Consider the following 10,298-nt stretch of genomic DNA (forward strand, 5'->3'; position numbering starts at 1 on the left):
TCACCGCACCCAACAGCCCCGCGCAGCGGACAACGCCCGCGCCGCAGGCGCAACGGCGAGACGCCCCACGGCGGGACAGCCGACCACGTGGGATTCACCCAGCGCTACGCGCTGGAACGCAACGGCCGTCTTCCACCTGGTAGTTCCAGCGGGCGCCGTCCGTGACGAGTTCCTTGACGGCGCGGACGAAGCGGTCGACGTGCTCGTCGGGCGTGCCGGCGCCGAAGCTGACGCGGATGGCGTTGAGGGAGCGCTCCCCGGGGGCCGCCTCCGGGGCGCCGCACTCGCCGGGTTCCTGCGGTTCGCTGCCGAGCAGGGTGCGGACCAGCGGGTGGGCGCAGAAGAGGCCGTCGCGGACGCCGATGCCGTATTCGGCGGAGAGGGCGGCGGCGAAGTGCGAGCTGTTCCAGCCCTCGACGACGAAGGAGAGGACGCCTACGCGGGGGGCGTCGTCGCCGAAGAGGGAGAGGACGCGGACCTCGGGGACCTCCGCGAGACCCGCCCGCACGGTGTCGATGAGTTCCTGTTCGCGGGTGATCAGGGTGTCCCAACCCGCTTCGGTGAGCGCCTTGCAGGCCGAGGCGATGGAGTAGGCGCCGATCACGTTGGGGGAACCCGCTTCGTGCCGGGCGGCGCTCGTGTGCCACTCGACGTCCACGCCGCCGTCGGTCCGGCGGGCGACCTTCCGGCTGGCGCCGCCGCCGGCGAGGTACGGCTCGGCGTCCTGGAGCCAGTCGGCGCGCCCGGCCAGTACGCCGGCGCCGAACGGCGCGTACAGCTTGTGGCCGGAGAACGCGACCCAGTCGACGTCGAGTTCCGCGAGGTCCACCGGGTGGTGCGGGGCCAGTTGGGCCGCGTCGAGGACGATCCGGGCGCCGTGGGCGTGCGCGGCGGCCGCCAGTTCCCGCACCGGCCACAGTTCGCCGGTGACGTTCGAGGCGCCGGTGACGCAGACCAGCGCCGGGCCGTACGGCTCGCGGGTGGCCAGCGCCTGCTCCAGGGTGTCGACCGCCTGCTGCGGGGTGCGCGGCGCGTTGAGGTAGGTCACGGAGACGTCCGCGCGGCGCTCCCAGGGCAGCAGCGAGGCATGGTGCTCGGTCTCGAAGACGAACACCCGGGTGCCCTGCGGCAGGGCCGCGGCCAGCAGGTTCAACGAGTCGGTGGTGGAGCGGGTGAAGACCACCTGGTCGTCGGTGCGGCAGCCGAGGAAGTCGGAGACGGTCCTGCGGGCGTTCTCGAAGAGGTCGGTGGAGAGCTGCGAGAGGTAGCCGGCGCCGCGGTGGACGCTGCCGTAGTACGGGGCGTAGGCGGCGACGTCGTCCCAGACCCGCTGGAGCGCCGGCGCGCTGGCGGCGTAGTCGAGCGCGGCGTAGACGGCCTCGCCGCCGGTGACCAGCGGGACCAGGACGTCCCGGCCCAGCACGGGCAGCGGGGCACAGACGGAACGGTCGGCGGCAGCGGAAACGGACATGGCGAACTCCCGGGAGGCATGAGCGAATTCGCTGCGGCGGGGGGGCGTCGCACGGTACGCGGAAGGTACGCGGGACCCGCCCGGCACGACGCCGCAGCGTGGAGAGAAAAGGGTGGCGCGGAAGAGGGGCCGTGGGCCCTAGCGCATTCGCTTCATCACGGAAGGACTCCCTCGGGGACCAGGATCCCTGGCGAGGGATCCGCGCTTGCCGCAGACCTCGCTGCCTGCGGCCTGGTCATCACCCGGGGCACCCCGCCACGGAAGGAGGGTTGCCGGACAGCGGGCCGGGGCCTACATCGCTGTCACTCGTGACCTGCGCAGAATCATGCCACACGATCATTCGTGCGCAAGTCCCGGTCCGCATGACGGACCGGGACGTGCGTCACATCGTCGTCAGGCGTTGCTGGCCGCGACCCAGCGTTCCAGCGAGCGCTTGGCGGCCCCCGAGTCGAGCGCCGCGGCGGCCTTGTCGAGGCCGTCGCGGATCCGCTCGGTCAGCGGGGCGTCGGAGGGCGCCAGCGCGGCCAGCGCGGCCGCGGAGTTCAGCAGCACCGCGTCCCGCACCGGGCCGGTCTCGCCGTCGAGGAGCCGCCGGGCCACCTCGGCGTTGTACGACGCGTCGGCGCCGCGCAGCGCCTCCACCGGGACCAGGTCGATCCCGACGTCGCGCGGGTCGAAGGGTTCCTCGCGGACCCGGCCGTCCTGCACGATCCACACCCGGGACGTGGCGGTGGTGGTCAGTTCGTCCAGCCCGTCGTCGCCGCGGAAGACCAGTGCCGACGAGCCGCGCTCGGCCAGCACGCCGGCCAGGATCGGCGCCATCCGGGCGTCCGCGACGCCGGTGGCCTGGGCCTTGACCCGGGCCGGGTTGGTCAGCGGCCCCAGCACGTTGAAGGTGGTGCGGATGCCCAGCTGGCCGCGGGCGGCCGCCACGTGGCGCAGGGCGGGGTGGAACTTGGCCGCGAAGCAGAAGGTGATCCCGGCCTCCGCGGCGACCTCGACGACCCGCCGCGGCGTGAGGTTGAGGTTGACGCCCAGCTTCTCCAGGACGTCGGTGGCGCCGCTGGCCGAGGACGCGGCGCGGCTGCCGTGCTTGACGACCTTGGCGCCGGTGCCGGCGACCACGATCGCCGACATGGTGGAGATGTTGACGGTGTTCGCCCCGTCGCCGCCGGTGCCGACGATGTCGACGCTGGGGCCGGGCACGTCGATCAGGCTGGCGTGCGCGTACATCGTCCGGACCAGTCCGGAGATCTCCGCGACGGTCTCGCCCTTGGCGCGCAGCGCCACCGCGAAGCCGGCGATCTGCGCGTCGGTGGCCTCGCCGCGCATGATCCGGTCCATGACCCAGGCGGTGTCGTCGGCGGTGAGGTCGCGGCCGTCGAGGAGGGCGTTCAGCACGGCCGGCCAGGAGCGGTCCGCCACGCTGCCGCCGCCCACCGGGGTCACAACGTCCATGGTCCACGCTCCTGGTTCGTCACCTGCTTGTGCCGCTCACCCTATCGAGCCGTGGGCATGCCGGAGGGCCCCGTCCTATCCGTGGACGGGGCCCTCTGGGTGGCGTACTACCAGCGGTGCGCGGCGGTGCCGCGCCCGCGGGGATCAGTGGTGGCCGTGGCCGCTGGTGATCTCCTTGTACTCCTCGACGGTCGGCTTGGGGATGACGTTGTCCTCGCCGTAGTAGCCCTTGGAGAGCTTGGCGCGCAGCTTCTGCGTGCGCTTGAGCTTGCGCTGGACGCCGTTCTCGTCGACCTCGGGACCGAGTTCGAGCGGCTCGGGCTGCTCGTGCTGGGTCAGGACGTGCAGCTGCTCCTGGTTGAGCGGCTCGTGGACCTCGATGAACTCACCGTGCGGCAGGCGCTTGATGATGCCGGACTCGCGTCCGTGCAGCACCTTGTCCTTGTCGCGGCGCTGGAGACCCAGGCAGATCCGCTTGGTGGCGATGAAGGCCAGCACCGGCCCGACGAAGAACGCGATCCGGACGAACCAGGTGATCGAGTTGATCGACAGGTGGAAGTGCGTCGCCCACAGGTCGTTGCCGCCACCGATCAGCATCACGAAGTACGCGACGAGCCAGGCCACGCCGAAGCCGGTGCGGGTGGGCACGTTGCGCGGGCGGTCCAGGATGTGGTGCTCGCGCTTGTCGCCGCGGACCCAGGACTCGATGAACGGGTAGACCGCGATGGCGACCAGGACCAGCGGGAAGACCAGGATCGGGATCAGCACGCCGAAGTTGATGGTGTGGCCCCAGAAGTTCCACTCCCAGCCCGGCATGACGCGCACCAGGCCCTCGGCGAAGCCCATGTACCAGTCCGGCTGCGCACCGGTGGACACCTGGTCCGGCCGGTACGGGCCGATGGCCCACACGGGGTTGATGCTGGCGACCGCGGCGATCACCGAGATCACACCGAAGACCAGGAAGAAGAAGCCTCCGGCCTTGGCCATGTAGACCGGCAGCAGCGGCATGCCGACCACGTTGTTGTTGGTCTTGCCGGCACCCGGGAACTGCGTGTGCTTGTGGTAGAAGACCAGGATCAGGTGCGCCACCAGCAGGCCGAGCATGATGCCCGGCAGCAGCAGCACGTGGACCGTGAAGAACCGCGGGATGATGTCGTGCCCGGGGAACTCGCCGCCGAAGATGAACATCTGCAGGTACGAGCCGACCAGCGGCATCGCCAGGATGACGCCCTCGATGAAGCGGACACCGGTGCCGGACAGCAGGTCGTCGGGGAGCGAGTAACCGGTGAAGCCGGTGAACATGCCCAGGACGAACAGCAGGAAGCCGAAGAGCCAGTTGACCTCACGCGGCTTGCGGAACGCACCGGTGAAGAACACCCGCATCATGTGGACCATCATCGCGGCCAGGAAGACCAGCGCCGCCCAGTGGTGGATCTGCCGGATCAGCAGACCGCCGCGCACGTCGAAGCTGATGTTCAGCGTCGACTCGAAGGCCTGGGTCATCCTGATCCCGTGCATCGGCACGTAGGACCCGTGGTAGGTGACCTCGGCCATGCTCGGGTGGAAGAACAGCGTCAGGTAGACACCGGTCAGGATGATGATGATGAAGCTGTAGAGCGCGACCTCACCCAACATGAAGGACCAGTGGTCCGGGAAGATCTTGCGCATGTTGGACTTGGCGAGGCTGTAGATGCCCAGCCGGCCGTCGGCCCAGTCGGCGATCCGCTCGCCCCGTGGCGCCTGGCCACGGCGGGTAGTGGTCGCGGTCGTCTCGTTACTCATCCGCGCTCCCAGAAGCTCGGGCCGACGGGCTCCGCGAACTCGCTTGCGGCCTCGAGGAAGCCGTCCTTCACCGTGATGTGCAGCTGCGGCAGGGCGTGGCCGGCCGGGCCGAAGATCACCCGACCGCCGTCGGAAAGGTCGAAGGTCGACTGGTGGCAGGGGCAGAGCACGTGGTGCGTCTGCTGCTCGTACAGGCTGATCGGGCAACCCACGTGGGTGCAGATCTTCGAGTACGCGACGATGCCCTCGTGCGACCAGGCGAGTTCCTGCTTGTCCTTGATGTTCTGCGGCTGGATCCGCACGAGCATCAGGGCGTCCTTGGCGATCTTGTTGGCGAAGTCCTCGTCGTTCTCCTCCAGGCCCTCGGGCTTGGCGAACGTGAGGGAGCCGACCGCGATGTCCTCGGGACGCAGCGGGAGGTTCGTCGACTGGTTGACCAGGCGGACGCCCCTCTTCCAGCCGGTGGTCCGCAGCTTCTTCTCGGGCAGCGGGCCGAGGTCGCGCAGCAGCACGACGCCGGAGAGCGGCACCAGGGCCAGCGCACCGAACATCGTGTTGCGGATCAGCTTGCGCCGACCGAACTGCGACTCCTTGGCGCCCTGGGCGAAGTCCGCCAGGACCTTGGCCTTGACGTCGGGGGTGGCCTCGATCGGGTGCCGCTCGTCGGCGACCTCCTCGTCCGACATCAGCGTGCGGGCCCAGTGGACCGCGCCGGCGCCGATGCAGAAGAGCGCCACGCCCAGGGTCAGACCGAGGGCGAAGTTCAGCCCGCTGATGTGACCGAGCGGGAAGATGTAGACGATCTTGTCGATCGGGATGGCCACGTACGACGCGATGAACGCGACGGTGGCGAGCATCGACACCAGGAAGAGCATGGCGACGGTGCGCTCGGAGCGCTTGGCGGCCCGCTCGTCGATGTCCTGGATGCGGTGCTCGTGGGGCGGCAGCCCGGGGTCGGCGAAGGGGTTGTCCGCCTTCCCCACCGCGCCCTCGTGAGGCGTCTCCCGCTCACTGGGAAGGTTTTCTTCTGTCTCACTCATGACTTCTTGGCCTTCGTAGTCCGGGCTGCGACCCAGATGGCGACCGCGACACACGCACCCAGGCCGAAGATGTAACCGAAGAGACCTTCGGTCACCGGGCCCAGACCGCCGAGTTCCATACCGCCGGGGCTCGCGGTCTTGTCGCCGTTGACGGCGCCGAGGTACGCGACGATGTCCTTCTTGTTCTGCGGGCTCAGCGTGCCGTCACCGAAGGAGGGCATGTTCTGCGGGCCGGTCTGCATGGCCTCGTAGATGTGCTTCGGGTCCACGCCCTCAAGGGTCGGCGCGAACTTGCCATTGGTGAGGGCGCCGCCCTTACCGGTGAAGTTGTGGCACTGGGCACAGTTGGTGCGGAACAGCTCGCCGCCCTTGCCGATGTCGGCGCCGTCGGCGCTGTACTGCGCCTTGTCCGGCACGGACGGGCCCGGGCCCAGCGACGCGACGTAGGCCGCGAGCTGGTCGATCTGGGCGTTGTTGTAGATGTTCCGCTTCCGCGGCACCTGGGCGCCGGGCTGCTGGGCCGGCATACGGCCGGTGCCCACCTGGAAGTCGACGGCGGCAGCACCCACGCCGACCAGGCTCGGCCCGTCAGAGGTGCCCTGACCGCCGGTGCCGTGGCAGCTTGCGCAGCCCACGGCGAAGAGCTTCTTGCCCTCCTTGATGGCAAGAGACTGGGCGGTGTCATCGGCTTGAGCCTTGTCCGCCGGCGCGAACGCGGCGTACAGCCCCCCAGTGACCGCCAGCGCGAAGAGTAGGACGACGAGCGCCGCCAGCGGATGGCGCCGTCGTGCGGAGAGCTTTTTCACGGATTACCCCGGTGTCAGGATCTTCTGCGTCGATGCTTGGCTGTGTCTGTCCGATATGCGAGTCCGGTCGGACCTCTTACCGGATCAGGTAGATCGTGGCGAAGAGGCCGATCCAGACGACATCGACGAAGTGCCAGTAGTAGGACACGACGATGGCCGCGGTGGCCTGCGTGTGGGTGAACCTCTTGGCCGCGTACGTCCTGCCCAGGACCAGCAGGAAGGCGATCAGACCGCCTGTCACGTGCAGTCCGTGGAAACCGGTGGTCAGGTAGAACACCGAGCCGTACGGGCCGGACGAGAGCGAGAGGCCCTCGTGCTTGACCAGCTCCGTGTACTCGAAGACCTGACCGCCGATGAAGATGGCACCCATGATGAAGGTGATCGTGAACCAGGTTCGCAGCTTCTTGACGTCGCCGCGCTCGGCCGCGAAAACGCCGAGCTGACACGTCAGCGAGCTGAGCACCAGGATCGTGGTGTTGGTCGCGGAGAACGGAAGATTCAGCGCATCAGCGGAGTGCTTCCAATACGCCTCGCCCGTCACCGATCGAAGGGTGAAGTACATCGCGAAGAGGGCCGCGAAGAACATCAGCTCGGAACTCAGCCAGATGATGGTTCCGACGCTGGTGAGGTTCGGCCGATTGACCGACGGGTGCGCGTGCCCGGTTTCTACTGTCGTTGCTGTCGCCACGACCGACATTATGTCGGTCGCTTATCCCGCCCTCACTCCGGGGGGTGCCGTTCGGTGTGTCAAGGCCGTATGCGCTGCTCGTTCGGGCCGGCTCGGCGGTCGCTCGAAGGGGGGAAGTGCGCAGCGCCGGACGGCGCACGGACCCTGGGAAAGCCGCTCCTGACGGGACGTCGACCGCATTTCGGGGCCGTACGCCCTCTGCTGCCCGGGGCCCGTCCGGGAGTAGCATCGCGCAACGGTTTGATCAGGAGCCGTATCCGCTACGTAGGTCCGCGACAAAGGTGGAGGAACGATGCAGGCGACTGCCACGGTGCTGGTCTACAGCGACAACGCCAACACCCGCGAGCAGGTCCGGCTGGCGGCCGGACGGCGCCCGGCCCCCGACGCCCCGCAGATCGAGATCCTGGAGTGCGCCACCGCCCCGGCCGTGCTGGAGGCCCTGGAGCAGGGCGGGATCGATGTCTGCGTCCTGGACGGCGAGACGGCTCCGGCGGGCGGCATGGGCGTCTGCCGGCAGATCAAGGACGAGATCTTCCAGTGCCCGCCGGTGCTGCTGCTGATCGGCCGTCCGCAGGACGCCTGGCTGGCCACCTGGAGCCGTGCGGACGCCGCGGTGACCCATCCCCTCGACCCGGTGGCGTTCGCCGACGCGCTGGCCGGTCTGCTGCGCCGGCGGCGGCTCGTCCAGGACGTGGTGCCGGCCTGACCGAGGCGCTCGAAGGGGCCGTGAACGGCCCCTGAGCGGCCCTCAGACCTGCGGGCGGAGCCGGGCGTCGGCGGCGGGGTTCTGCTGCCGCTCGGCCGCGCCTGTGGTCGTGGCGGCCTGGTTCTTGAGCGCGCTGCCGGCGCGCCAGTCCTTCCAGGGCATGTTCCAGTCGCCGAAGCCGTTGTCGAACGGCGTCATGGTGGCCCCGCCGCTGTTGACGACCTTGACGACGTCGCCGACCCGGACGGTGTTGAAGAACCACTGGGCGTTGCCGGTGGACATGCCGGTGCAGCCGTGGCTGACGTTTGCGGCGCCCTGGGAGCCGACCGACCAGGGGGCGGCGTGCACGTATTCGCCGCTCCAGGTCACCCGGGTGGCCCAATAGACCGGCAGGTCGTAGGCGTCGGAGCTCCCGGCGGCGATGCCGACGGTGGCGCTGCGCATCCGGACGAAACTCTCCTTGCCGAGCACGACCTTGACGCCGTTGCGGGTGGAGAAGCCGGGCTTGCCGGTGGTGACCGGGATGGTGTTGATGGCCTTGCCGTTGCGCAGCACCGTCATCTGGTGCGCGGCGGCGTCGGTGACGGCCTCGATCCGGTCGCCGGTGGTCAGCCGGATCGGTTTGGCGGGGCCGCCGTAGAGCCCCCCGGCGATCTTCAGGCCGTCGAGGTTGCTGTGGACCGCGACGGCGGCGTGGGCGGGCCAGTAGTCCTTGGGGCGGAAGTGCAGCTTCTTGCCGTCCACCCAGTGCCAGGAACCCTCCACGCGGGGCGTGGAGTCGACCTTCAGGGCGCTCTCGACGACGGCCCGGGCCTTGGGGTCGGTGACCGGCTTGCTGAGCTCTGCGGTGACCGGCTGGCCGACGCCGTACTCGCCGCTCTCCGGGCCGAACTTGACGGTCAGCCGGTCGTCCGCGTCCTTGGTGTTGACCACCAGGGTCTTGCGGCCCGGGGTGCCGTCCTCCTCCTCGGTGCTCACCTGCACCGTGTAGCGCGTGCCGGCGGCCAGGGGCGCGGTGGTGCGCCAGTGCCGGCCGTCGGCGCTCAGTTCGCCGCGGATGTAGCGGCCGGTGGAGTCGGTGGCGGTCACGTCCGTGATCCGCGAGTCGTCGCCCTTGAGGGAGACCTCAAGCGGCTTGTCGGGGTCCGCCTTGTGCCTGCCGTCCGCCGGGATGTTCGCGGATATCTGGTCGGACGCGTCGTAGGGGTTGGCCGAGAGCGATTCCGACGACGAGCCCCCGCACGCGGTGGTGCTCACCGCGAGGGGCACGAGCAGGAGGCCGCAGCTCAGCACCGTCCGGGTTCGAGGTCTGTAACTCATGCCCCCAAACGTACGAAGAATCCCTTTCGGCGGCGCGCTGGAGGACTGCAAACGGGTCGGGCCCGGACACCTGTTGGGGTGTCCGGGCCCGACCCTGCGGCGTGTCTGCCGCGGTTCTCGCGTGGTGCGTACTACTGGGTGCGGTTCTCGCCGCGGTAGTACTCGAAGACCCAGCCGAAGAGGGCCGCGAGGATCACCGGGAGGGAGAAGTACAGCAGCCAGAAGCCGAAGACGACGCCCAGGAAGGCGAGCGCGCCACCGATGCCGAGGAAGAGCGGCTGCCAGCTGTGCGGGCTGAAGAAGCCCAGCTCACCAGCGTCGTCCGCGACCTCGGCGTCCTCGTTGTCCTGGGCACCCGCGTCGATCCGCCGGGCCGTGAAGGCCAGGTAGTAGCCGACCATGATGCACAGGCCGAAGGCCAGGAAGAGCGCCGTGGTACCGGCCGGCTCCTTCGACCACACGCCGTAGACGACCGCCATGGCGAGGATGAAGACGCTCAGCCAGATGAACATCTTGCCCTGGATCTTCACTTGCCCGCCTCCTTGCCGCCGGCCAGCGCCTTGTCACCCTCGCGACCGTTCTGCAGCGCGTCCAGCGCCGCGATCTCCGGGTGGTGCAGATCGAACGCCGGGGATTCGGAGCGAATGCGCGGCAGGGTGAGGAAGTTGTGCCGCGGCGGCGGGCACGAGGTCGCCCACTCCAGCGAGCGGCCGTAGCCCCACGGGTCGTCCACCTCGATCTTCTCGCCGTACTTGGCGGTCTTCCAGACGTTGTAGAGGAACGGCAGGATCGACATGCCCAGCAGGAACGAGCTGATCGTGGAGATGGTGTTCAGCGTGGTGAAGCCGTCCGCGGCGAGGTAGTCCGCGTAGCGGCGCGGCATGCCCTCGGCGCCCAGCCAGTGCTGGACCAGGAACGTGCCGTGGAAGCCGATGAACAGCGTCCAGAAGGTGATCTTTCCGAGCCGCTCGTCGAGCATCTTGCCGGTGAACTTCGGCCACCAGAAGTGGAAGCCGGCGAACATCGC

Annotated in this window: 10 protein-coding genes and 1 riboswitch; of the genes, 1 reads left to right on the plus strand and 9 read right to left on the minus strand. The window is 69.3% G+C overall.

Annotation, left to right across the window (positions count from 1 at the left end; genetic code table 11):
* Positions 1-94 precede the first annotated feature (94 nt).
* The 6 genes from ACJ6WD_RS41060 to ACJ6WD_RS41085 all read right to left on the minus strand — a co-directional run bounded on the left by ACJ6WD_RS41060 (position 95) and on the right by ACJ6WD_RS41085 (position 7,254).
* A complete protein-coding gene (locus ACJ6WD_RS41060) occupies positions 95-1,471 on the minus strand; it encodes an aminotransferase class V-fold PLP-dependent enzyme (RefSeq protein ID WP_233662062.1) in 1,377 nt (458 codons plus the stop codon).
* A 196-nt stretch (positions 1,472-1,667) separates the two neighbouring features.
* Positions 1,668-1,785: riboswitch (SAM riboswitch) on the minus strand.
* 79 nt (positions 1,786-1,864) lie between these two features.
* On the minus strand, positions 1,865-2,929 hold the full coding sequence (gene trpD, locus ACJ6WD_RS41065) for an anthranilate phosphoribosyltransferase (RefSeq protein ID WP_407617793.1): 1,065 nt from the start codon (positions 2,927-2,929) through the stop codon (positions 1,865-1,867).
* A 144-nt stretch (positions 2,930-3,073) separates the two neighbouring features.
* Positions 3,074-4,711: a ubiquinol-cytochrome c reductase cytochrome b subunit gene (locus tag ACJ6WD_RS41070; protein ID WP_233662061.1), complete on the minus strand. Its 1,638-nt coding sequence runs from the start codon at positions 4,709-4,711 to the stop codon at positions 3,074-3,076.
* A complete protein-coding gene (locus ACJ6WD_RS41075) occupies positions 4,708-5,751 on the minus strand; it encodes a ubiquinol-cytochrome c reductase iron-sulfur subunit (RefSeq protein WP_233662060.1) in 1,044 nt (347 codons plus the stop codon). Before ACJ6WD_RS41075 ends, ACJ6WD_RS41070 begins: the two co-directional genes overlap by 4 nt.
* Positions 5,748-6,557: a c-type cytochrome gene (locus ACJ6WD_RS41080; RefSeq protein WP_016572313.1), complete on the minus strand. Its 810-nt coding sequence runs from the start codon at positions 6,555-6,557 to the stop codon at positions 5,748-5,750. Before ACJ6WD_RS41080 ends, ACJ6WD_RS41075 begins: the two co-directional genes overlap by 4 nt.
* Before the next feature lie 76 nt (positions 6,558-6,633).
* Positions 6,634-7,254, minus strand: a complete 621-nt coding sequence (locus ACJ6WD_RS41085) for a heme-copper oxidase subunit III (RefSeq protein ID WP_016572312.1) — start codon at positions 7,252-7,254, stop codon at positions 6,634-6,636.
* Positions 7,255-7,537: 283 nt separating this feature from the next.
* Here ACJ6WD_RS41085 and ACJ6WD_RS41090 point away from each other — a divergent pair, with 283 nt between their 5' ends.
* The gene (locus tag ACJ6WD_RS41090) at positions 7,538-7,951 is read left to right on the plus strand and encodes a response regulator transcription factor (protein ID WP_016572311.1); all 414 of its coding nucleotides are present in this window, start codon (positions 7,538-7,540) and stop codon (positions 7,949-7,951) included.
* 42 nt (positions 7,952-7,993) lie between these two features.
* Here the strand turns inward: ACJ6WD_RS41090 and ACJ6WD_RS41095 are convergent, their stop codons facing one another.
* The 3 genes from ACJ6WD_RS41095 to ACJ6WD_RS41105 all read right to left on the minus strand — a co-directional run.
* Positions 7,994-9,271, minus strand: a complete 1,278-nt coding sequence (locus ACJ6WD_RS41095) for an Ig-like domain-containing protein (protein ID WP_232817067.1) — start codon at positions 9,269-9,271, stop codon at positions 7,994-7,996.
* 131 nt (positions 9,272-9,402) lie between these two features.
* The gene (locus tag ACJ6WD_RS41100; protein ID WP_016572309.1) at positions 9,403-9,801 is read right to left on the minus strand and encodes a cytochrome c oxidase subunit 4; all 399 of its coding nucleotides are present in this window, start codon (positions 9,799-9,801) and stop codon (positions 9,403-9,405) included.
* Positions 9,798-10,298: cbb3-type cytochrome c oxidase subunit I (locus ACJ6WD_RS41105; RefSeq protein ID WP_407617794.1), on the minus strand; the 501-nt coding region annotated here is incomplete at its 5' end. The genes ACJ6WD_RS41105 and ACJ6WD_RS41100, both read right to left, overlap by 4 nt.

Origin of the sequence: Streptomyces sp. VTCC 41912 (genome assembly GCF_045799175.1) — a bacterium.
Taxonomy (GTDB): Bacteria; Actinomycetota; Actinomycetes; order Streptomycetales; family Streptomycetaceae; genus Streptomyces; species Streptomyces albulus_C.

Coding starts and splice junctions, on each gene's coding strand:
- ACJ6WD_RS41060 (WP_233662062.1), bottom strand. CDS start 1,471: ATGTCCGTTTCCGCTGCCGCCGACCGTTCCGTCTGTGCCCCGCTGCCC.
- trpD (WP_407617793.1), bottom strand. CDS start 2,929: ATGGACGTTGTGACCCCGGTGGGCGGCGGCAGCGTGGCGGACCGCTCC.
- ACJ6WD_RS41070 (WP_233662061.1), bottom strand. CDS start 4,711: ATGAGTAACGAGACGACCGCGACCACTACCCGCCGTGGCCAGGCGCCA.
- ACJ6WD_RS41075 (WP_233662060.1), bottom strand. CDS start 5,751: ATGAGTGAGACAGAAGAAAACCTTCCCAGTGAGCGGGAGACGCCTCAC.
- ACJ6WD_RS41085 (WP_016572312.1), bottom strand. CDS start 7,254: ATGTCGGTCGTGGCGACAGCAACGACAGTAGAAACCGGGCACGCGCAC.
- ACJ6WD_RS41090 (WP_016572311.1), top strand. CDS start 7,538: ATGCAGGCGACTGCCACGGTGCTGGTCTACAGCGACAACGCCAACACC.
- ACJ6WD_RS41095 (WP_232817067.1), bottom strand. CDS start 9,271: ATGAGTTACAGACCTCGAACCCGGACGGTGCTGAGCTGCGGCCTCCTG.